This window comes from Stenotrophomonas lacuserhaii (assembly GCF_014836545.1).
Lineage (GTDB): Bacteria > Pseudomonadota > Gammaproteobacteria > Xanthomonadales > Xanthomonadaceae > Stenotrophomonas > Stenotrophomonas lacuserhaii.
Window position 1 is genome coordinate 65,631 of record NZ_JACSQS010000003.1, and the last position, 21,448, is coordinate 87,078.

General features: G+C 65.8%; 18 protein-coding genes. 5 read left to right on the forward strand and 13 right to left on the reverse strand.

From position 1 onward, the window contains the following. Positions 1–5: 5 nt before the first annotated feature. Entirely contained in the window at positions 6–1,061 is a 1,056-nt protein-coding gene (locus H9654_RS04500; protein WP_225211876.1) for an MBL fold metallo-hydrolase, read from the reverse strand. 130 nt (positions 1,062–1,191) lie between these two features. On the opposite strand from H9654_RS04500, the gene H9654_RS04505 reads away from it, so the two are divergent. Next, positions 1,192–1,815 (forward strand): TetR/AcrR family transcriptional regulator, encoded by a 624-nt coding sequence (locus H9654_RS04505; RefSeq protein ID WP_191769374.1) that lies wholly within the window; start codon positions 1,192–1,194, stop codon positions 1,813–1,815. A 174-nt stretch (positions 1,816–1,989) separates the two neighbouring features. Here H9654_RS04505 and H9654_RS04510 read toward each other — a convergent pair whose 3' ends face one another. Next, on the reverse strand, positions 1,990–3,921 hold the full coding sequence (locus tag H9654_RS04510; protein WP_191769376.1) for a M1 family metallopeptidase: 1,932 nt from the start codon (positions 3,919–3,921) through the stop codon (positions 1,990–1,992). A gap of 184 nt (positions 3,922–4,105) precedes the next feature. After that, the gene (ubiE, locus tag H9654_RS04515) at positions 4,106–4,867 is read right to left on the reverse strand and encodes a bifunctional demethylmenaquinone methyltransferase/2-methoxy-6-polyprenyl-1,4-benzoquinol methylase UbiE (RefSeq protein WP_101098903.1); all 762 of its coding nucleotides are present in this window, start codon (positions 4,865–4,867) and stop codon (positions 4,106–4,108) included. Positions 4,868–4,943: 76 nt separating this feature from the next. Here ubiE and H9654_RS04520 point away from each other — a divergent pair, with 76 nt between their 5' ends. From H9654_RS04520 to H9654_RS04530, 3 genes are all read left to right on the forward strand, one after another. Then, positions 4,944–5,396, forward strand: a complete 453-nt coding sequence (locus H9654_RS04520) for a nucleoside deaminase (protein ID WP_101098902.1) — start codon at positions 4,944–4,946, stop codon at positions 5,394–5,396. A 171-nt stretch (positions 5,397–5,567) separates the two neighbouring features. Continuing rightward, complete coding sequence (locus H9654_RS04525) at positions 5,568–5,894, forward strand: hypothetical protein (RefSeq protein WP_042615015.1); 327 nt, start codon at positions 5,568–5,570, stop codon at positions 5,892–5,894. Between the two features lie 93 nt (positions 5,895–5,987). Beyond that, entirely contained in the window at positions 5,988–6,398 is a 411-nt protein-coding gene (locus H9654_RS04530; RefSeq protein ID WP_191769378.1) for a low affinity iron permease family protein, read from the forward strand. 167 nt (positions 6,399–6,565) lie between these two features. On the opposite strand, the gene H9654_RS04535 is transcribed toward H9654_RS04530, so the two are convergent. From H9654_RS04535 to smeD, 3 genes are read right to left on the reverse strand one after another with little or no spacing between them, the layout of a single operon-like run. Beyond that, entirely contained in the window at positions 6,566–7,954 is a 1,389-nt protein-coding gene (locus H9654_RS04535) for an efflux transporter outer membrane subunit (RefSeq protein WP_191769379.1), read from the reverse strand. Continuing rightward, positions 7,951–11,097, reverse strand: a complete 3,147-nt coding sequence (gene smeE, locus H9654_RS04540) for a multidrug efflux RND transporter permease subunit SmeE (protein WP_191769381.1) — start codon at positions 11,095–11,097, stop codon at positions 7,951–7,953. The genes H9654_RS04535 and smeE overlap by 4 nt, the downstream gene beginning before the upstream one ends. A gap of 12 nt (positions 11,098–11,109) precedes the next feature. Then, a complete protein-coding gene (smeD, locus tag H9654_RS04545) occupies positions 11,110–12,339 on the reverse strand; it encodes a multidrug efflux RND transporter periplasmic adaptor subunit SmeD (RefSeq protein WP_191769382.1) in 1,230 nt (409 codons plus the stop codon). A gap of 177 nt (positions 12,340–12,516) precedes the next feature. Between smeD and H9654_RS04550 the strand changes: the two genes are divergently transcribed. Beyond that, positions 12,517–13,167: a TetR family transcriptional regulator gene (locus tag H9654_RS04550; protein ID WP_101098897.1), complete on the forward strand. Its 651-nt coding sequence runs from the start codon at positions 12,517–12,519 to the stop codon at positions 13,165–13,167. A 69-nt stretch (positions 13,168–13,236) separates the two neighbouring features. On the opposite strand, the gene H9654_RS04555 is transcribed toward H9654_RS04550, so the two are convergent. From H9654_RS04555 to xerC, 7 genes are all read right to left on the reverse strand, one after another. Continuing rightward, a complete protein-coding gene (locus tag H9654_RS04555; RefSeq protein WP_191769384.1) occupies positions 13,237–15,807 on the reverse strand; it encodes a fimbria/pilus outer membrane usher protein in 2,571 nt (856 codons plus the stop codon). Between the two features lie 102 nt (positions 15,808–15,909). Further along, positions 15,910–16,656, reverse strand: a complete 747-nt coding sequence (locus H9654_RS04560) for a fimbrial biogenesis chaperone (RefSeq protein WP_191769385.1) — start codon at positions 16,654–16,656, stop codon at positions 15,910–15,912. A 79-nt stretch (positions 16,657–16,735) separates the two neighbouring features. Beyond that, positions 16,736–17,278 carry a fimbrial protein gene (locus H9654_RS04565; protein ID WP_191769387.1) on the reverse strand — a complete coding sequence of 181 codons (543 nt, stop codon included), beginning with the start codon at positions 17,276–17,278 and terminating at the stop codon, positions 16,736–16,738. A 280-nt stretch (positions 17,279–17,558) separates the two neighbouring features. Beyond that, entirely contained in the window at positions 17,559–18,110 is a 552-nt protein-coding gene (locus H9654_RS04570) for a fimbrial protein (protein WP_191769389.1), read from the reverse strand. A gap of 331 nt (positions 18,111–18,441) precedes the next feature. Continuing rightward, positions 18,442–19,782 carry an ATP-dependent protease ATPase subunit HslU gene (gene hslU, locus H9654_RS04575; protein ID WP_406833453.1) on the reverse strand — a complete coding sequence of 447 codons (1,341 nt, stop codon included), beginning with the start codon at positions 19,780–19,782 and terminating at the stop codon, positions 18,442–18,444. Positions 19,783–19,897: 115 nt separating this feature from the next. Next, positions 19,898–20,449, reverse strand: a complete 552-nt coding sequence (gene hslV, locus H9654_RS04580; RefSeq protein WP_042614336.1) for an ATP-dependent protease subunit HslV — start codon at positions 20,447–20,449, stop codon at positions 19,898–19,900. A 75-nt stretch (positions 20,450–20,524) separates the two neighbouring features. After that, positions 20,525–21,448 (reverse strand): tyrosine recombinase XerC, encoded by a 924-nt coding sequence (gene xerC / locus H9654_RS04585; RefSeq protein WP_318241113.1) that lies wholly within the window; start codon positions 21,446–21,448, stop codon positions 20,525–20,527.

The following is a 21,448-nucleotide window of genomic DNA, read 5'->3' on the forward strand; positions in this document are numbered from 1 at the left end:
GGTCGTTACCGGGAAGGGGCCGCGCCTTCGCCAACCTGGCGCCACCAGTGCGTGGAGGGCGCGGGGGCGCCGATATCCAGCCGTTCGCCCATCTGCGGGGCGGTCAGGGTGACGCCGCGTTCGGCCGCCAGCGCAGTGATGCGCTCAAAGGGCTCCGTCCACGGATGCAGGGCCAGGTCGAAGGTGCCGTTATGGATGGGCATCATCACCGCTCCACGCACGTCCAGGTGGGCCTGCAGGCTCTGCTCGGGCTGCATGTGCACATCGGCCCAGTCGGCATCGTAGGCACCGGTTTCGATCAGGGTCAGGTCGAACGGCCCGTAGCGTTCGCCGATGCGCGCGAAGCCGTCGAAGTAACCGCTGTCGCCGCTGAAGAAGATGCGCCTGCTGCCGCTGTCGATCACCCACGATGCCCACAGCGTGCGATTGCCATCTGACAGCCCGCGGCCGGAGAAATGCTGCGCCGGCGTGGCGGTGACCTTCAGTCCCTGCACGCCGGTTTCCTGCCACCAGTCCAGCTGCTGGATCTTTTCCGCCGGCACGCCCCAGGCCACCAGGCGATCACCCACACCCAGCGCGGTGAGGAAATGGTCGACCTTCGGCGCCAGCGCGCGGATCGCCTCGTGGTCCAGGTGATCGTAATGGTCATGGGAGATGATCACGCCGGTCAGCGGCGGCAGCGCGGCGATGTCCAGCGGCGGGGCGTGGAAGCGTTTGGGCCCCATGAATGACATCGGCGAGGCACGCTCGGAGAACACCGGATCGGTCAGCCAGAAGTGGCCGTCCAGCTTCATCAGCAGGGTCGAATGGCCCATCCGCCACAGGCTGTCATCCGGCGCATCCAGCAGCGCCTGGCGGGTCAGCGGCTGCACCGGAATCGGGGCAGGCGGGGTGGCGTCCTTCGGCTTTTCCACCATCAAGCGCCACAGCACGCCCAGCGTGCCGATGAAGCCCAGCGACGACGTGCCGGCCGGATTGTGGAAGCGTCCGTCGTGGAACTGCGGCGACTGTTCGTAGGAAGCGGCAGGACGTGCACCGCAGGTCAGCAGGCCAAGGGTCATGGCGATCAACACCGTAGAAAGAAGGAGAAGGCGCGGCAGGCGGCGGGTCATTCGGGCTTGCCCTGAAAAGTACACTGGCGAGTCTACTTCCATTTCAGGAAAAGTAAACTGGACGGTGTAAAATAGCCGGATGAGTGCCGATATCCGCCCTACCCGCCTCACCGACCGCAAGCGCGCCGCGATCCTGTCCGCCGCCGTTGCCGAGTTCCGCAGCTTCGGTTTCGCGGCCACCAGCATGGACCGCATCGCCGCTGTCGCGGGGGTTTCAAAGCGTACGGTGTACAACCATTTCGCCAGCAAGGACGAGCTGTTCACCGCCATCCTGTGGCAACTGTGGGAAGCCAGCCAAGCGGTGGAGGCCGTGGCCTACAGCGCGGTGCAGCCGCTGCGGGAGCAGTTGTTGCGGTTCACCCGGCAGAAGATGCGTTTGATGTCCGATGCGAGCTTCATCGACCTGTCGCGGGTGGCGATTGCCGAGCTGGTGCACGCGCCGGAACGGGCCCGGGCGATGATGGACAAGCTGGCGGAGAAGGAAGAAGGGTTGGCGACCTGGATACGCGCGGCGCAGGCCGATGACCGGCTGGGAGCGGACGTCGCGCCGGGCGAAGCGGCGCATCAACTGCAGGGCATGTTGAAGGCGTTCGCGTTCTGGCCGCAGGTGACGATGGGCCAGGCACCGCTGGCGCCGGAAGCGCAGCAGCGGTTGATGGAAGACTGTGTGGACATGTTCCTGGCCCTGCACGCAAAGGCGTGACGAGGCGGGCACGTCGGTAGCGCCGAGCCGTGCCCGGCGAGCGCAGCGGCAGATGCACCGCGTGACGGCCAACGGTCGTCCCCCACCAGACGCTACGGCATGACGACCAACGGTCGTCACCCACCAGACGCTACGGCGTGACGGCCAGCGGCCGTCACTACCGGCGCCTGCGGCTTACTTGGCTTCGGCCTTGGACAGCATGTCCTGCACCGAACCGGTGGTGATCGGGTGGTAGCCCGGCTTGGCCTTTTCAAACGCCGCCTTGGCCACTTCCAGGCCTTCCGGGGTCTTCACCAGTTCAGCGTAGATCGGCATGATCAGCTTGCGACGGCCGACCCGCTCGATGAACTCGGCGGCCGCCGGCGTGGCCTCCGCATAGCCACTGCGGATGGCCAGCGGGTACCAGCGCATGGCGATTTCACCATTGGGCGTACCGGTGAACTTGAACACCCGATCCAGCGCGGCCAGCTTGTCCAGCGGCTGCGTGGCGCCCAGGCCGTCGATGAAGCGCACCCACTCCTGCGTGCTCCACTCGGCGGTCAACTGGTTGGTCGGCATCTTGCCGGTGCCTTCCCAGGCGATGCGCGCGGTGTCCACGTTGCTGAAGTTGCGCGACTGCGCCTTGGCGGCGAACGCCGGAATACCCGGCTGCTCCAGCCACGCGGTCAGTTCGGCCTCGGTCACTGCGTTGGGATTCTTCGGCAGCAGGTTCTTCTTGAGGTACTCGACGAACTGGTCGGTATTGGCGCTCTGGAACGCATGGTCGTTGAACCAGCCACGCAGGAAGGGATCGAACACTTCACGACCGAAGCGCTGTTCCAGGAACTCCAGGAACCAGGAACCCTTCACGTAGGCGACCTGGCTCAGCGCTTCGTCCGGGTCACGTTCGTTCAGCGGCGGCAGCGCCAGCGCCTGGTCGGCCGGGCTCATGTCCTTCACTTCGGCCAGCAGGTCGGTCTGGTCGATCTGGCGCTCCATCTCGGCCATTTCCTTGCCGTACAGCGCTTCGGTGATGCGGCCCTGCACGTAGGTGGTGAAGCCTTCGTTGAGCCAGATGTCCTTCCAGCTGGCGTTGGTCACCAGGTTGCCCGACCAGCTGTGCGCCAGTTCGTGGGCGACCAGCGAGACCAGCGACTTGTCGCCGACGATCACGGTCGGAGTTGCGAAGGTCAGGCGCGGGTTTTCCATGCCACCGAACGGGAACGACGGCGGCAGCACCAGCATGTCGTAGCGGCCCCAACGGTACTCGCCGTACAGCTTTTCGGCCGCACCGATCATCTTCTCGGTGTCTTCGAATTCCTTGGCGGCCTTGCCGACCATGGTCGGTTCGGCCCACACGCCGGAGCGGCCGGAGATCGGCTCGAACACCAGGTCACCCGCCGCGATGGCCAGCAGATAGGACGGGATCGGCTGCGGCATCTTGAAGGTGTAGTCGCCATCACGCGCGGCCTTGGGATCGTTGTCGGCGCTCATCAGCACCATCACGTCCGGGCGGCTGGTGACATGCGCGCTGTAGGTGAAGCGCACGCTCGGCGTGTCCTGCAGCGGCACCCAGGAACGGGCGTGGATCGCCTGCGACTGGCTGAACATGAAGGGCAGTTTCTTGCCTTCGGTCATCGAGGGCTCCAGCCACTGCAGGCCCGAGGCGGTCGGTGCGGTGTGGTAGCTGATCTCGACCTTGGTCGGCTGGGCCGGCGCTTCGATGGTCAGCTTGCTGCCGAATACTTTGTCCACTGGCGCCAGCACGAAGGGCAGCGCGCTGCGCGCACCATCGGCGGCAATGGCTTCCACCTTGGCCACGTCGAGCGCGCGGGTGTCCAGCACCAGCTGCTTGGCGTCCTTGTTCTTCCACTCCAGGGTGTAGGTCGCGGTGCCGCCGATCTGCCTGGCGTCGAAGTCCAGCTTCAGGTCCAGCGCGATGTCCTTGATGACGACCTTGTCCGGCTCGGCATAGGAACTTTCGTCGTGGCTGCGATTTTCGGCCTTCACCGGAGCAGCGGGCGCCTTCTGGGCGGTCGGGGCCGTGGCAGCGGGGGCTGCAGGCTCCTGGGAGCAGCCAGCGGCAATGGCCACGGCCAGCGGAATGAGCAGGAACGGGGTACGCATGAATCGAGACCGTTTCAGGGGTAAACCGTGATTTTACCCCTGAACCGCCCCTGGTAGCGCCGAAGGCAGCGGCAGGAGCCGCTGCCAACGTTGCTTGCGACGGCCCGGAGGGTGCCGGTCAGGACGACCGGCATAGCCATGCTCGGCGGATCCCTGACGCCGAGCATGGCTCGGCGCTACCCGCTTACAGCTTGTAGCCTGAATGGATGGAGACGATGCCAGCCGACAGGTTCTTGTAGTGGCAGCGCTCGAAACCAGCCTCGCCCATCATCGCCTTCAGTTCATCCTGCGGCGGATGCTTGCGGATGCTCTCGGCCAGGTACTGGTAGCTGTCCGAATCGCGCGCGAACAAGCGGCCCAGCTTCGGCAGCACCTTGAACGAGTGGAAGTCGTAGATCGGCTTGAACCAGTCCAGCGTGACTTCGGAGAACTCCAGCACGCGGGCCTGACCGCCCACCTTCAGCACGCGATGCATTTCGCGCAGCGCAGCATCCTTGTCGGTCACGTTGCGCAGGCCGAAGGCAATGGTCACCAGGTCGAAGCTGGCATCCGGGAACGGCAGCGCCTCGGCGTTGCACTGCACGTAATCCAACCCGGCCACCAGGCCGCGGTTGGTCAGGCGATCGCGGCCGACCGACAGCATCCCAGCATTGATGTCGCCCACCACGACGGCGCCCTCGGCCCCCACCCGCTCTTTCAACAGGGCGGCGATGTCACCGGTACCACCGGCAAGATCGAGCACGCGGTCACCCGGCTTCACCTGCGCGGTCGCCACGTAGTAGCGCTTCCACACCCGGTGCACGCCCAGGCTCATCAGGTCGTTCATCAGGTCGTAGTTGCGCGCGACCGAGGTGAAGACCTGGCCGACCAGCTTCTGCTTGTCCTTTGCATCGACATCGCGGAAGCCGAAATGGGTAGTTCCGGACTTGTAGGGGGATTCGCTCATGGACTGATTATCGCACCGCGCGGGGTCGGCGGCACCCCCTGCCCGTATCATGGCCGCCTGACTGACGGAGACCCGCATGATCACCACCCCCGATTACCAGGCCCTGCTGCAGACCGCCATCGCCGAAGCCCGCCAAGGGCTGGCAGAAGGGGGCGTGCCGATCGGCGCAGCGCTCTACCACAACGATGGACGCCTGCTCGGCTGTGGCCACAATCGCCGCGTGCAGGAAGGCGACCCATCCGTGCACGGCGAGACCGATGCGTTCCGCAAGGCCGGTCGCCAGCGCGGTTACAAGAACACCATCATGGTCACCACGCTGGCCCCCTGCTGGTACTGCAGTGGGCTGGTGCGGCAGTTCAACATCGGCACCGTGGTGGTGGGTGAATCACGCACCTTCCAGGGCGGTATCGACTGGCTGCGCGAGAGTGGCGTGAACGTCATCGACCTGGACAACCAGGAGTGCGTTGACCTGCTGGGCAACTTCATCGAGCGCCACCCGGAGATCTGGGACGAAGACATCGGCGAGTGAGCTTTTCCTGAATAATTCAGCGCGCAGGCAGGCATAACCGACTGAACACGCGCGCGTGGGCGGGGAAATACGACTGGGCCACGCTGATTGCACGCAGCAATGACGCTGCGTGCACTGACTGATAGCGATGATCGGAGCTCCCCCGCCACCCTCCATGAGAAGTCAGAACCCATGCGCGCAGATGCACCCAATGTCCCTCCGGTCATCGACGTGGAAGCAGAGCTGAACTACTGGCGCCAGCGACATGCCGACGGCGCGATGGGTCCGGGATCCTTCGGTCACTTCGTGCCGTGGATCAAGTTCGCCTGTGATTCACTGATCACCCATCCCCGCGCCAGCAACGAACAGCGCGAGGAAGCGTTCCAGACCCAATACGCACTCCAGATCATGCCGCGGCTGACCGAAGCGCAGGCGCGCGCGTTCATCGAGCAGGTGTGGGACCACGTCTACGTGTCCAGCATGATCCAAAGCGCCGACCGCCCCCGGCTGATCGCCTGACCGAATGTGGGGCAGCGCCGAGCAACGCTCGGCGAGCGCGGAGTACGGCGCGCATCGACACGACGTACACGTTGGCCGGCGTATTCATCCGGCATGAGCCTCAAGTCCGTTTTCAACACCGTTGCCAAGCGCACCGCCTACGCCACGGGCACGCCGTGGACGTTCATCACCGCTGTGTCGGTCGTGGTGATCTGGGGTGTGACCGGGCCCTTGTTCGATTTCAATGACACGTGGCAGCTGGTGATCAATACCGGCACCACCATCATCACGTTCCTGATGGTGTTCCTGATCCAGCACACGCAGAACGCCGATACGGCCGCGATGCAGATCAAGCTGGACGAACTCATCCGCGTGACCGCGCACGCCAACAAACAGCTGCTGGACCTGGAAGAGCTGGACGAGGAGCGGCTGGAAGAGATCCGCAAGGAGTATGAGCGTATGGCCCGCGAAGCCGGCGATGCGCTGGAACGCGTGCGCGCGTGCCGAGGGGATGGCGAGGTCTAGAGCGTGACGACCAACGGTCGTCACTACCAGTATCCGGGGTAGCGCCGAGCCATGCTCGGCGAGCGCAGCGGCAACCGCCTGACGACCAACGGTCCTCACCCACCACGGCAAGGAGCTGACGGCCAGCGGCCGTCATTACCGGATGCGCGGTCGTCACTATTCGAAGCTCAGCTGCGCTCGCGCCAGCCGCCGCCCAGCACCTTGTACAGTGTGATGCGGTTGGCCTGCTGCGCCAGCGCCGTCTGCAGCTGACTCTGCTGCGCGTTGTAGGCGGTGCGCCGCGCATCCAGCAGGGTGACGAAACTGTCCAGCCCGGCGTCATAGCGCGCCTGCGACAACTGCTCGGCCTGCGTGGCGGCCGCCAGCAGCGCCTGCTGCGAAGCCGCCTGCGCGTCCAGGCTGGTGCTCAACGCCAGTGCATCGGCGGTCTCGCGGAAGCCCACCTGGATCGACTTTTCGTACTCGGCCAGTGCGATGTCACGGTCCGCGTTCGCCACTGCCAGTCCCGCCCGCAGCTTGCCGCCCTGGAAGATCGGCAGGCTGATCGTCGGCAGGAAACTCCAGACCCGTGTGCCGCTGTCGAACAGGCCGGACAACTCGCCCGAACTGCTGCCCAGCGTGCCGGTCAGCCGTATGCTGGGGAAAAACGCAGCGCGTGCCGCACCGATGTTGGCATTGCCTGCCAGCAGGGTATGCTCGGCGGCCATGATGTCCGGGCGGCGCAGCAGCACGTCACTGGGCAGGTCGGCCGGTGGGGGCGCCAGTGCCACCAACTGCAGGTCGTTGTTGCCGGCCGGCAACAGCGCCTCGTCCACCGGGCCACCGATCAGCAGCGCCAGTGCATTGCGGTCCTGCTGCACCTGGCCCCGCAGGCGCGCGGCATCGGTACGTGCGGTTTCCACCAGCGTACGCGTCTGCGCCAGTTCCAGCGCCGAACTTCCGCCGCGTTCGAAACGCGCCTGCGCCAGCCGCAGCGAGTCTTCGTGGCTGGCCAGGGTCGCCTCGGAAATCCGCAGCAGTTCACTGTCCGCACCGAAGGTGAGCCACGCCGTGGCGGTCTCGGCGACCAGGCTCAGCTGCGCATTGCGCCGATTGGCGGCGATGGCGAAGTATTGCTGCAGGGCCGCTTCGCTGAGGTTGCGCACGCGCCCGAACAGATCCAGCTCGAACTCGGTCACGCCCAGGCCCGCGGTGAACTGTTCGCTCACCGGCATGTCGCCGCCGCTGCGCTCCATCTGGCCCTGTACGTTCAGCGCAGGCACGCGGTCGGCGCGCTGGATGCGGTACTGGCCGCGTGCGCGCTCGACGTTGAGAACGGCCACGCGCAGGTCGCGGTTGTTGGCCAGGGCCTGTTCGATCACCTGTTGCAGGCGCGGGTCGGTGAAGAAATCACGCCAGCCCAGGTCGGCGGCGTCGGTCGGCCGGCCCTGCCCCGCCGCGGCCGGCCACTGCGCGGGAATGGACGGCGCGACGTCAGTCCGGTCCGGGACCAGGGAGGCACAGCCCCCCAGGCTCAGGCTGGCGATCAGCGCCAGCAGCAACGGCGTCTTGTTCATGGGGTATCACTCGACTTTGCTGCGTTGCGCAGCGTGCGGTTGAACAGCTTCTGCACCACCACGAAGAACAGCGGGATGAAGAACACGCCCAGCAGGGTGCCGGCCAGCATGCCGCCCAGTACGCCGGTGCCGATGGCACGCTGCGCACCGGAGCCGGCGCCGGAGGCGATCGCCAGCGGCAGCACGCCCAGGCCGAAGGCCAGCGAGGTCATGATGATCGGACGCAAACGATCGCGTACCGCATGCATCGTCGCTTCGATCAGCCCGGCGCCCTTCTCCAGGTTCTCCTTGGCGAACTCCACGATCAGGATCGCGTTCTTCGATGTCAGGCCCACCGTGGTCAGCATCGCCACCTGGAAGTAGATATCGCGCTCCAGGCCCATCAGCGTGTTGGCCAACACCGCACCGAGGATGCCCAGCGGGGCCACCAGCAGCACCGAAGTCGGCACGCTCCAGCTTTCATACAGCGCGGCCAGGCACAGGAACACGATCAGCAGCGACAGCGAGTACAGCAGCGGCGTCTGCGAGCCGGCCTGGCGCTCCTGGTAGGACAACGCGGTCCACTCGATTTCATAGCCCGGCGGCAGGTCGCGGGCGATGCGTTCGATCTCGTTCATGGCATCACCCGATGCCACGCCGCTCGCCGGCTCGCCCTGGATCTCCATCGCCGACACGCCGTTGTAGCGTTCCAGGCGGGGCGAGCCAAAGTCCCAGCGCTTGGAAGCGAAGGCACTGAACGGCACCATCTCACCGGCGCTGTTCTTCACCGACCACACGTTGAAGTCATCCGGATTCATGCGGAAGTCCGCATCGGACTGCACGTACACGCGCTTGACCCGGCCGCGGTCGATGAAGTCATCGATGTAGCTGCTGCCCCACGCGGTGGCCAGCGTGTTGTTGATCGAGGCCATGTTCAGGCCCAGCGCATTGGCCTTTTCCACATCGACGTCGATGCGCAGCTGCGGCGTATCTTCCTGGCCGTTGGGGCGCACGTTGGCCAGCAGCTTGCTCTGCCCGGCCGCACCCAGCAGCTGGTTGCGCGCGTTGAGCAGGGCTTCGTGCCCCTGCCCGGTATTGTCCTTCAGGAAGAAGGTGTAACCCGAGCCGATGCCCAGTTCCGGCATCGCCGGCGGCGGGAAGGCGAAGATGAAGGCATCCTTGATCTGGCCCAGCGCGCCCATCGCGCGGCCGGTGATGGCGCCCACGCTCTGTTCGTCGTCGCGGTCCTTCCAGTCCTTCAGCTTGACGAAGGCCATGCCCGCGTTCTGGCCCATGCCGGCGAAGCTGAAGCCCTGCACGGCGAAGATCGATTCGATGGCCTCGCTTTCGTTTTCCAGGAAGTGGTTTTCCAGCTTGGCCATCGCCTCCAGCGTGCGTTCCTGGGTGGCACCGACCGGCGTCTGCACCAGCGCCATCAGGATGCCCTGGTCTTCATTGGGCAGGAACGAACTGGGCAGGCGCACGAACAGGATGCCCATCACCAGCGCCAGCCCGGCGAAGATGCCCATGAAGCGCCACGGCCGGGCGATGATGCCCTTCACCCCGCGCTGGTACTTCTCGCTGGACCTGTCGAAGCCGCGGTTGAAGCCACCGAAGAAACGACCGGACCAGCCCTTGTGGGCGACGTAGTGTTCGCCCTTCTTCAGCGGCTTGAGCATGGTGGCGCACAGAGCGGGGGTCAGCACGATCGCCACCAGCACCGACAGCCCCATCGCCGAGACGATCGTCGCCGAGAACTGCCGGTAGATCACGCCGGTGGCACCACTCATGAAGGCCATCGGCACGAACACCGCCGACAGCACCAGGCCGATGCCCACCAGCGCACCGGTGATCTGGTCCATCGACTTGCGCGTGGCTTCCAGCGGCGACAGCCCTTCTTCGGCCATGATCCGCTCGACGTTCTCCACCACCACGATGGCGTCGTCGACCAGCAGGCCGATCGCCAGCACCATCGCGAACATGGTCAGCATGTTGATGGAGAAGCCCAGCGCGGCCAGGATGCCGAACGTACCCAGCAGCACCACCGGTACCGCGATGGTGGGGATCAGCGTGGCGCGGAAGTTCTGCAGGAACAGGTACATCACCACAAACACCAGCACGATCGCTTCGATCAGGGTCTTGATCACGCCCTTGATCGACACCTGCACGAACGGGGTGGTGTCATACGGCACCACCGATTCCAGCCCGGCCGGGAAGGTCGCCTTCATGTCTTCCAGCGCGGTACGCACGCCATTGGCGGTGTCCAGCGCGTTGGCGCCGGTGGCCAGGGTGATGGCGATGCCGGTGGACGGCTTGCCGTTGTAACGGGTGACGAAGTCGTAGCTTTCCGCACCCAGTTCCACGCGGGCTACGTCACCCAGGCGCAGCTCGCTGCCATCGGTGCCGCCGCGCACCAGGATGTTGCGGAACTGCTCCGGAGTCTGCAGGCGGTCCTGCGCATTGATGGTGGCATTGAGCTGCTGACCTTTAACCGACGGCGCACCGCCGAGCTGGCCGATCGCCACCTGGGCGTTCTGCGCGGTGATCGCCGCGGTGACTTCATCCACCGACAGCTTGTAGGTGTGCAGCTTGTTCGGGTCCAGCCAGATGCGCATGGCGTACTTGCCGCCGAACACCTGGATGTTGCCCACGCCGGGCACCCGGCTCAACGGATCGACGACATTGGAGCCGACGAAGTCGGAGATGTCGTTGGCATCCATGCTGCCATCGTTGGACACAAAGCCGATCACCTGCAGGAAGCCGCTGCTGGACTTGGCCACGTTGATGCCCTGCCGCTGCACTTCCTGCGGCAGCAGCGGCATGGCCAGCTGCAGCTTGTTCTGTACCTGCACCTGGGCGATGTCCGGGTTGGTACCTGATTCGAAGGTCAGGGTGATGGTGGCCTGGCCGTTGGCCGAGCTGTTGGAGGAGAAGTAGATCAGCCCGTCGAGGCCTTTCATGTTCTGCTCGATGATCTGGGTCACCGAGTCTTCGACCACCTTGGCCGAAGCACCTGGATAGGTCGCGGAGATCTCGACCGCCGGCGGTGCCACTTCCGGGTACATGGACACCGGAAGGTTGATCACCGCCAGTGCACCGGCGAGCATGATGATGATCGCGATCACCCACGCGAAGATGGGTCGATCAATGAAGAAACGTGCCATGGAGTTCTCCGCTTACTGCGCGTCGGTGCCGGCCGGAGCCTGGGCGGGTGCGGCGGCGCCGGCTGACGCTGCGGCCGGGGCGGCGGCCTGCGGGGCGGCCGGCCTGGCCGGCTCGCTGCCCTTCTCGGCAGCCTGCACCGGCATGTCCGGCGCGATCTTCTGCAGCCCTTCGACGATCACCTTGTCGCCGGCCTGCAGGCCGTCTTCCACCAGCCACTTGTCACCCAGTGCGCGGCTCACTTTGACGGGGCGCACTTCCACCTTGCCGTCCTTGTTGACCACCATCGCACTGGTATCGCCCTTTGCATCGCGGGCGATGCCCTGCATCGGCACCAGCACGGCGCCATTGCGCACGCCGCCGCCGATCACCGCGCGCACGTACATGCCCGGCATCAGCACGCCTTCGGGGTTGGCCACCTTGACCCGCAGGCCGTAGCTGCCGGTGGTCGGATCCACGCTCACTTCGGAGAACTCCAGCGTGCCCTGCTGGTCGAAGGTGCTGCCATCGTCCAGCAGGATGGTGACCGGCAGGGTCTGGTTGTCCTGCAGGCGGCCGGCAGCCAGTTCGCGGCGCAGCTGCAGCAGCTCGGCGGCGGACTGGGTCAGGTCCACGTAGATCGGGTCCAGCTGCTGCACGGTGGCCAGCGCTTCGGTCTGGGCGGCACTGACCAGCGCGCCCTGGGTAACTGATGACTTGCCGATGCGGCCGCTGATCGGCGCGGTTATGCGCGCGTAACCCAGCGTCACATTGGCGGCATCCAGCGAGGCCTTGGCAGCTCCTACATCGGCTTCGGCCTGCTTCTGCGCGGCGATCGCGTTTTCCAGGTCCTGCTTGCTGACCGCATCCACTTTGGCCAGTTCGGTGATGCGCGCCGCGCTCAGCTTGGAGGCATTGGCGGTGGCTTCGGCACGGGCCAGCTGGGCACGCGCATTGTTGGATTGCGCGCGGTAGCTGGCATCGTCGATCTGGTACAGCGGCTGGCCTTCGGTCACCAGGCTGCCTTCGGTGAACAGGCGCTTGCCGACGATGCCGTTGACCTGCGGCCGCACTTCGGCGACCAGGAAGGCGGTGGTGCGGCCGGGCAGTTCGCGGGTCAGCGACACCGATTCGGCCTTCAGGGTGACCACGGTGACCTGGCCGGGGCCCTGCTGTTGGGGCTGGTCATCGCCACCGCCACAGGCGGCCACGATCGCGGCGATGGCCAACGACAAGGCAAGGGGACGAATACGGGACAGGAGCATGGGGGAGGGTCTCGATGGCAGGAATCCGGTAGCGCCGAGCCATGCTCGGCGGCCGTGGGCCCGCTGCGCTTCCAGGCGCGCCGGGACCCTCGGCAATCATGGGCAGGAAATATACATACATGACTGTTTGTTTGTAAAGCGGTATGATTCGTTGATATTTCGCGCAACTTCTGAGCAATGGCCCGAAAGACCAAAGAGGAAACCCAGGCGACCCGCGAAGGGATCCTCGACGCCGCCGAATCCTGTTTCCATGAGCACGGGGTAGCCCGCACCACGCTGGAGATGATCGGTGCGCGCGCCGGCTACACGCGCGGCGCGGTGTACTGGCACTTCAAGAACAAGATCGACGTGCTGGCTGCGGTGATCGAGCGCGTGCGCCTGCCCTTCATGCAGGAACTCGACCGCGCCGCCACCGAGTCACGCGACACCCCGGTGCTGGATCTGCGCTCGGTGATCCTGGGTTCGCTGATCGACCTGGCGCAGGACGAACGGCTGCGCAACACCATGGAGATCATGCTGCGCAGTGATTCATCGGCCGACAGCAAAGTGTTGGCCGACCTGCAGCAGGAAGGGTTCCGCGATGGGCTGGAGCGCATGGCGCGCGCCCTGCGCCGGGCCGCGCAACTGGGCCAGCTCAAGCCCGGGGCGAACCCCGAAGTGGCCGCGCGGATGCTGCACGCCACGGTACTGGGCGTGCTGCACGGGGCGATGGTGGAACCGGAACTGATGGACATCCGCCGCGATGGGATGCTGGCGCTGGACATGACGCTGGCGGCGTATGTCAAAGAAGGCGTATTCGAGGCGGGCAGCGCGCCGGCGCCGCTGTAGTGCTGACCGCGGCCGCGCGCCCCTTGGCGGGATGCGGCCTGCGAAGCCGCGTCACCGTCCCCTGCCCCGTTACCGTGAGGGCACCGCACAGTTGGCGCTGATCAGCTCACCGCTGTTGCCCGCAGGCACTGCGTAGTCGATCACGCACTGCTGGCTCTCATCGGTTCCCAGGCGCACCGTCAAGCGGCCCGCTTCTTCGATGCCGCGCACCCACAGGCGGCTGGCCTGGCCGACCACGCCCACCACCTCACCTGCTTCGTTGTAGACATCGAACCCGAACGGCAATGCCCGTCCATCGGCCTGGAAGGCTTCGATCAACGCGCTGCGCCCGTTGCTGGTCGGGACCACCAGCTTGACCACCGCGCCGGCCGTGGGTACGCCGATGACGGACGTGGTCTTCAGCTCCACATCCAACGGCAATCCCTTCGGATCCACCGTCACCTCGTTGCGGCGGAACGGGGTCATGTACGGGACGACAGCGTACCCCTTCGCATTGGTCTTGACGCCTACGGTGCTGTCCAGCGCCGCACCTGCTGCGTCGGGTACCTGCACCAGCGCGATGGTGTCACCGAGCTGCTGGGCGAACACCAAGCCATCGCCATGCAGCACGATGCCACCGGTCGCGCCCAGGCTGAGCCCACGGCTGCCGGAGCCATGGTTGTAGCCTGCGTTGAGCGTGGCCACCGATGCCTGGTAGCTGACGCCTGCGTCGTAATTCGCGCCCGTACCGCTGTAGCGGCTGATCGATGCGTTGTAGCCGCCCTGGCGACGCTCGCCGAACGTGCCGGTGACACCGGCACGCTCATCGTCACGGCCATCGCTGCTGCGGTTCACCGCAGTGACCAGGCGCGGCGCGCTGCTGCGCGAGCCCAGCGGCACGGTCACGTTCAGATGGAAACTGTTGCCTACGCGGCCCGCCCCGCCACCCAGACTGCGCTCCAGGCTGCGCTGCGCCGACAGACTGTAGCTGGCAGGGCCAAGCCGGTCGGCGTAGCCCACCGAAAAATTCGTCCGGCGCTGGCCCAGGCCCCAGTAATCCACGCTGCTGGCGCTGGCATACAGCGACGCTGCACCTTCGCCCAGGCGCTGGTTCAGGTTGATATCCAGCCGCGAGCGCTGGCGGGCGAACAGGCGCCCGCCTTCCCCATCGGCCATCTGTTGGCGCAGGCGCGCCGCATCGCCCAGCGACAGATATCCCTGGGTCGAGAAGCGGTACGCGGCCATCGACAGATTGGTCCCGGTCGCCGGAATATCCTTGCTGAAAGCCAGCCGGTAGGACTGGCCCTGCATGCGCGAACCCGACGCCGGCAGCGCGCCGCGCAACTGCGTGCGGGCCACCGTGACATCACCGGAGAACGCACCGAAGTGGGTGTTCAGCGCGCCGCCGAGCAAGCCCGCGGCATAACCATCGCTGGCGGTGACCCCAGCAAAACCGGTGAAACGGTTGCTCATCCCCTTGCGCAGGGTGGCTTCCAGCAATGCCGGGGTACCGCGCAGCCACGCGTCGTCCAGCGTGCCCACGGTGACGTTGAAGCGATGCTGGCCGGCACGCAGCAGCTGCGGCACGGAAGCGAACGGAACCACGAAATGCTGCACGCGGCCATCGTTCTCGATCACTTCCACGTCCAGGTCGCCGGCATAGGCGGTGCCGTACAGGTCATTGATCTCGAACGGACCGGCGGCGACGTTGGCCTGGTACAGCACCGCGTCGCGCTGGCGGATCACCACCCGTGCGTTGGTCTGTGCCACGCCACGCACCGTGGGGGCATAGTCACGCTGCGACTGCGGCAGCATGCGCGGATCGGTCGCCACGCTGACGCCGCGGAAGCTGACCCCGTCGAACAGGTCACCGTTGGTGCTGGCTTCACCGACGGTCAGCTCGGTGCCCCAGGAGGCGATGGAACGCTGGGCGTAGCTGCGCCCAGCGCGGTACGACGTACCTTGGCCGCTGGACTGCGACAGATAACCATCGTGGCGCACCCGCCAGGCTCCCAGGTTGACCCCGGCGTTGAGCATCGCGCTGGTCGACTGACTTTGGTAACCACGGCTCTGGATGCGCTGGTGGATGATGGAGTAGCCCAGCGTCGCCGCGTTGATGCCGTCATCCCACAGTTCCGGACTGACCCAGCCACGTGGATCACGGGACAGGTACGCCTGCGGGATGCTGACCTCCAGCGTCAGTTCGCCGGTCTCCAAGCGCATGCTGGCCTGTGGGATGAACGTGGAAAGGGGCTCGCAGCTGACGGTGTCGGGCAACGGCTGGAGCTGGATCGGTTGGCCATCGCCATCGGTGGCGCTGCCCGGCTGCGGCAGCCGCGCCGGATCCACCCCGAGTACCTCCACCAGTTCCGGTGACAGGCATATGGCAGTCGAGCCGTTGTCCAGCGCGCGCAGCTCCACATCACGGCGCGCGACAACCACGCCATTGACCTTGATGTCGGCACTGTAGATGCCCGGCGCATCCTCGCCGCTCTCGAACCGGCTGAGGTCCAGCGCACTGGCCTGCGAACCCTGCAGGAACTGCGCGTTGAACTCCACGTTGGGCGCCGCCCACGCCATGGCAGGAAACAAGGCACCCACCACGGCAAAGGCCAGGCGGCACGGTTTCGGCGCTGACGATGTCGGGCTGCGGAACAGCATGGGTGGTCTCCAGGAAGGCATGCAGCGGCGACACCTGCCAGGGGCAGGCATCGGCGGGTGTGACGTCGATCAGGGGGCGGAGCGGGCGATCAGCGCTACGGATCAGTTGCCCGACAGCGGCACGGACTGGCCGATGCTGGCGCCGAAGTCGTTGATGTACTCGAACTGCACGTTGCCGCCACCTGGACGTGCCTTCAGGCTGCCCAGCGCATAGCGTTGGGTGGACTGCGGGGCGATCATCGGCGGGTCGACCGCGGGGTGGTCGACGCCCTGCACGCGCAGGCCCAGGGTGCCGACATGCACGTAATAGGGTGTGGGATTGGTGGCCTGCAGCGCCCAGCCCTTGCCATCCGGCACCAGGCTCCACTGCAGCTTCTGCGGCGCCGTGCCGGCATCGTCCAGTCCGCTGGGGCGGTAGATCAGCTTGATGCGCGTGCGCAGGCTGAACTGCAGGTAGTTGCCGGTGGCGATCTCGCCGTCCTGCGGTACCGGCGGGATATCCAGCACGTTGAGGTAATAGATGCTCTCGCGGTCCTGCGGCAGGTCACCGCCGGTAAACAGGATACGCAGCGACTGCGACTTGCCGCCGTCCAAACGGAACACGGGCGGACGCAGCACGAACGGGGTGACGCTCTCTTCCGGCGCGGCCAGCTTGTCACCGGCGTCGGTCCACGCCTGCACCAGCGCTGCCTTCTGTCCGACGTTTTCCACGCGCACGGTGATCTCGCGCTGGTTGCCGGGGAATATCTGACGGGTGCCGTGCACGATGACGCCCGCGTCGGCAGAAACACTGGCCAGCAGCGAGGCAACAGCTACACAGCAGAGGAGTCCGGTACGGATCAGGTTCATGACAGGTCACTCGTTGCGGGCATGGGCCCAGGGTGGCCGGGGCCCGAAGGCCCCGACCGGTACTACGACGGCCGCTCGATTACTTGTAATCGATGGTGTAGCCGACGCTTGCGTTGACGTTGCCGGCGGTGGCGGCGCCGGTGGCGCGGTATTCGGCGGCGAAGTCGATCTGCTTGGTGGTCGCCAGGTCGATTTCAGCCGAACGCCACGGCGTGGAGATGTCGATCGGCGCGTCGGTGGCATCGCGCAGGGCGATCTGCACTTCAGTCGCCGCATCAACGGTGGCTGCATTGTTCAGGTAGCCGTTGCTCTGGTTGGCGTCGCGGTTCGGGTTCAGTTCGATGGCTGCATTGCCGCTGGTGCACTGGGCGGCGGAACCGCCGATCAACAGCGAAACGGTCTGCTTGCCGGCGGTGCTACCGGCGCTCGCCAGCGCGGTGGTCGGCATGGTCGGCAGGGTCACGATCGGATCCTTGGCGGTGCCGCCGCTGCCCGGCCAGGTGATGTCGCAGGTGGTGGCCGTGATCTGGCCATTGAAGGTGATCGTGCCGCTCTGCGCCGAAGCAGAGAACGAGGCACCGATGGCCAGGGCGGCGGAGAGCGCGATAGCAAGCTTGTTCATGGAATCAGATCCTTGGTTGATCGGGGGGGAAAGTCTGGTTGGCGGAATCCGGCGTGGGGTGGACGGGGGGCCGGCAGGACTGGCTTGTCCTTGCCAGCTAATCTAGTAACCGGGCCGCCGGGATTTAATAGGACGGGGATGAAAGCTGGGCCACGGCGACACGGGCAGGCCTGCAATGGCACCGCGTTACGCGGGAGCCCGCCATCAGACGGGTCTGAACAGCACCGCGTTCGCGGCATCTGATTGGCGAGCCGCGTACCGACCGGCCCGGCCCGGCGGCTCAGGGATAGTTGAGGGTGTAGCGCAGCGGGGCCTGGAAAGCGCCCGGCACGGCATCCTGGCTGTCGGCGTAGTACTCGGCAGAGAAGGTGAACTCGGCGCCGCCAGCGGCTGCGGCGACCGGTCTCAGCACGACGCCACCGGTCAGGTCGATCCGCGCATCCTGCGCATCGCGCAGGGCCACCACGGCGTTGGTACCGCCGCCCACGCCGATCCCCGTACTGCGCAGTCGCCCGTTGAGCAGGTTCGCCGAACGGTCGGTGTTCAGCGCAATCGCCAGGCGATTGCTCGAACAGACCGGGTCAGCACCCCTGATCCGTACGACGACCGGGGTGCGCCCCCCGCTCTGTCCTGACAGCAGCGAGTTCGACGCGATCGTTGGCAGGGTTACGGTCGCGTCATTGCCGACCACACCGTTGAAGGAGACTTCGCAGGTTACGGTCGAGACCGCTCCGTTGAAGGTGATGTCGCCACGCTGGGCCTGCGCCGTGGCGGAAGCGCCGAGCAGGATGAGCGCCAGCGTGGCAGGCAAGCGCACTGTTGCAGTTTGCATGGAAGGGGCTCCTTGTATTGTGCAATGACCATTCGCACCCGGAACGGGCTGTTGCCGGGAAGGCCATCGTCGAGGAGCGCAGCCGCAAACAGACTAGGACGCGACGGAAGGCGCAGCGTCTGCGGCAGTTGTTCTGGATGCGATCACAGCAACAGTGTGATCAGGCGCACGTGCACCCGCGAATCGACCGCAATGTCGGGCACCAAAGCTTCCGGCCGCGTCAGGGCGTGCACCGGTAGCGCCGATCCAATGGTCGGCGAGCGCAGCGGGCGGTGGCGCATGGCCGCCACGCCGGCAAAAGCAAAGGCCGCCTTTCGGCGGCCTTGCGGTATCAGAGAATGTAGCGGCTGAGATCAGGATCCTTGACCAGCTCACCCAGATGTTTGTCCACGTACGCGGTGTCGATGGCCATCGTCTCACCATCACGATCCGGCGCTTCATAGCTCAATGAATCCAGCAGACGCTCCAACACGGTATGCAGTCGACGGGCGCCGATGTTCTCCTGCCGTTCGTTCACCAGGAACGCAATCTCGGCCAGCCGGTCGATGGCATCTTCGTTGAAGCTGATCTTGACACCTTCCGTCAGCAGCAGCGCTTCGTACTGCTTGGTCAACGCTGCCTTCGGTTCAGTCAGGATGCGTACGAAATCAGCCTTTGTCAGGGCCCCCAGTTCCACGCGGATCGGGAAGCGGCCCTGCAGCTCGGGGATCAGGTCACTGGGCTTGGCAAGATGGAAGGCACCGGAAGCGATGAAAAGGATGTGGTCGGTCTTGACCGTGCCGTACTTGGTGGACACGTTGGATCCTTCCACCAGCGGCAGCAGGTCGCGCTGTACGCCCTCGCGGGAGACATCCCCGCCACCCACGTTGTCACCGCGTTTGGCGACTTTGTCGATCTCGTCGATGAACACGATGCCATGCTGTTCGCAGGCTTCGATCGCCGCGGTGCGCACCTCATCTTCGTTGACCAGCTTGCCGGCTTCTTCTTCCTGCAACAGCGGACGCGCCGCCTTGATGGTGAGCGTGCGCTTGTTCGATTTGGCGCCGCCCAGGTTGGCGAACATCGACTTCAGCTGCTGGCCCATCTCCTCCATGCCCGGAGGGGTCATGATGTCCATGCTGACGTTGGCGGCGATCTCCAGTTCGATCTCGCGGTCGTCCAGCTCGCCGTTGCGCAGCATGCGGCGGAACTTGATGCGGGTCTCGTTGTCCTGCGAGGACGGTTCGTTGCGCGCCGCTTCCGGATCAAAGCCGATGCCACCGCTGCGACGTGGCAGCAACGCATCCAGGATACGGTCTTCGGCGCGCTCTTCGGCCTGCGTGCGCACGCGCACCTTGGCCTGTTCGCGGTACAGCTTGACCGCAGTGTCGGCCAGGTCGCGGATGATCTGCTCCACGTCCTTGCCCACGTAGCCCACCTCGGTGAAGCGCGTGGCTTCCACCTTGACGAATGGCGCGTTGGCCAACGTCGCCAGGCGGCGGGCGATCTCGGTCTTGCCGACGCCGGTCGGACCGATCATCAGGATGTTCTTCGGCATCACTTCATCGCGCAGCTCGGCCGGCAACTGCATGCGGCGCCAGCGGTTTCGCAGCGCGATGGCCACCGCGCGCTTGGCATCGTGCTGGCCGACGATATGGCGGTCCAGTTCCTGCACGATCTCGCGCGGGGTCATGGAAGCGGAGGTGTTCTCGAATTTGTTGGACATGGGGTGCTCACGAATGAGGATTGCCGACTGACGTCGGCACTAGCATGACGATGGCCGACCAGGGTCAGCACTAGCGGTGCGGTCAGAGCTCTTCGACCACCACGTTGCGGTTGGTGTAGATGCAGATGTCGCCTGCGATGCCGATGGCTTCGCTGGCGATGGTGCGTGCGTCCAGTTCGGTATGCGCCATCAACGCGCGCGCAGCGGACAACGCATACGATCCGCCGGAACCGATGGCGATGATGCCGTCTTCCGGCTCGATGACATCGCCGGTGCCGCTGATGATCAGCGAAGTTTCTTTATCGGCCACCGCCAACAGCGCTTCAAGCTTGCCCAGCCTGCGCTCGGTACGCCAGTCCTTGGCCAGCTCGACGGCGGCCCGCTGCAGCTGGCCATGCTTTTCAAGCTTGGCCTCGAACAGTTCAAACAGGGTGAAGGCATCAGCCGCTGCACCGGCGAAGCCGGCCAGCACCTGGCTGTCACGGCCCAGCCGGCGCACCTTGCGTGCATTGCCCTTCATCACCGTGTGGCCGAGGGTGACCTGGCCGTCGCCGGCGATGGCCACATGCTCGCCGCGGCGGACGCAGACGATGGTGGTGGCGTGGAAAACTGTGGGGTTCTGGCTGGGGTCCATGTGGCCTCCGGTAAGCTGTGCGAAGGACATGGGGCCAGCGCCGGCCGCCATCAAGCGGCTACGGTAGGAAGCCGTTCAGCGGACTGGCGCGTCGTCCTCGGACGATCCGGCGGCAGGCGTGCTGCCACGCTGTCGCTTTGCCCGTGGATGCGCCGCGTCGTACACCTTGGCCAGGTGCTGGAAGTCCAGGTGGGTGTAGATCTGCGTGGTTGCGATGTCGGCGTGCCCCAGCAGTTCCTGCACGCCGCGCAGATCGCCGGAAGATTCCAGGATGTGGCTGGCGAAACTGTGCCGCAGCATGTGCGGGTGCACGTGCTTGAACAGGCCCTGGCGCTGCGCCAGCTGCTTGATGCGTACCTGCACGGCACGCTGGCTGATGGCACCGTTGCGCCCAGGGAAAACAGGCGCTGCGGGGGCAGCGTTGGTTTCTGCACGCCACGCTTCCAGCGCCTCGCGCGCGGGGCCCCCGAACGGGACCCGGCGCTGCCGGTTGCCCTTGCCCAGCACGTTGACCAGGCCGCTGGCGAAATCCAGGTCGCGCCAGGTCAGTGCGCACAGTTCGCTCAGGCGCAGGCCGGAGGAATAGAACAGTTCCAGCAGCGCGCGGTCGCGCCTTCCAAGTTCACCATCAGGAGGCAGTTCGACCAGACGCACGGCCTCGTCTGCGTCGAGCACCTGCGGCAGGCGCCGCGGTGCACGTGGGGCCTTCAATCCAAGCGTCGGATCGACCTGCAGCCGGCCATGCTTGAGCTGCCACGCGTAATACCCCCGGCAGGCGGACAGCCGCCGCTGCAGGCTCTTGGCCGACAACCCCCGACGATGTTCGTCGGCGACGAAGCCGCGCAACTGCTCGCCGTCCAGCGCATCCACGCTGCAGTCGCGCGCCTCGGCCCAGCGCTGCAGCGCGTCCAGGTCACGCCGGTAGGCATCCAGCGTGTGCGCCGACATGCGGCGCTCGACCGTCATGTACTGCAGGAATGCCGGCACCGCATCGTTCAC

Coding starts and splice junctions, on each gene's coding strand:
- H9654_RS04550 (WP_101098897.1), top strand. CDS start 12,517: ATGGCCCGAAAGACCAAAGAGGAAACCCAGGCGACCCGCGAAGGGATC.
- H9654_RS04535 (WP_191769379.1), bottom strand. CDS start 7,954: ATGAACAAGACGCCGTTGCTGCTGGCGCTGATCGCCAGCCTGAGCCTG.
- H9654_RS04520 (WP_101098902.1), top strand. CDS start 4,944: ATGATCACCACCCCCGATTACCAGGCCCTGCTGCAGACCGCCATCGCC.
- H9654_RS04555 (WP_191769384.1), bottom strand. CDS start 15,807: ATGCTGTTCCGCAGCCCGACATCGTCAGCGCCGAAACCGTGCCGCCTG.
- H9654_RS04560 (WP_191769385.1), bottom strand. CDS start 16,656: ATGAACCTGATCCGTACCGGACTCCTCTGCTGTGTAGCTGTTGCCTCG.
- H9654_RS04530 (WP_191769378.1), top strand. CDS start 5,988: ATGAGCCTCAAGTCCGTTTTCAACACCGTTGCCAAGCGCACCGCCTAC.
- ubiE (WP_101098903.1), bottom strand. CDS start 4,867: ATGAGCGAATCCCCCTACAAGTCCGGAACTACCCATTTCGGCTTCCGC.
- H9654_RS04570 (WP_191769389.1), bottom strand. CDS start 18,110: ATGCAAACTGCAACAGTGCGCTTGCCTGCCACGCTGGCGCTCATCCTG.
- smeD (WP_191769382.1), bottom strand. CDS start 12,339: ATGCTCCTGTCCCGTATTCGTCCCCTTGCCTTGTCGTTGGCCATCGCC.
- H9654_RS04565 (WP_191769387.1), bottom strand. CDS start 17,278: ATGAACAAGCTTGCTATCGCGCTCTCCGCCGCCCTGGCCATCGGTGCC.
- hslV (WP_042614336.1), bottom strand. CDS start 20,449: ATGGACCCCAGCCAGAACCCCACAGTTTTCCACGCCACCACCATCGTC.
- H9654_RS04510 (WP_191769376.1), bottom strand. CDS start 3,921: ATGCGTACCCCGTTCCTGCTCATTCCGCTGGCCGTGGCCATTGCCGCT.
- smeE (WP_191769381.1), bottom strand. CDS start 11,097: ATGGCACGTTTCTTCATTGATCGACCCATCTTCGCGTGGGTGATCGCG.
- H9654_RS04500 (WP_225211876.1), bottom strand. CDS start 1,061: ATGACCCTTGGCCTGCTGACCTGCGGTGCACGTCCTGCCGCTTCCTAC.
- H9654_RS04525 (WP_042615015.1), top strand. CDS start 5,568: ATGCGCGCAGATGCACCCAATGTCCCTCCGGTCATCGACGTGGAAGCA.
- hslU (WP_406833453.1), bottom strand. CDS start 19,782: ATGACCCCGCGCGAGATCGTGCAGGAACTGGACCGCCATATCGTCGGC.
- H9654_RS04505 (WP_191769374.1), top strand. CDS start 1,192: ATGAGTGCCGATATCCGCCCTACCCGCCTCACCGACCGCAAGCGCGCC.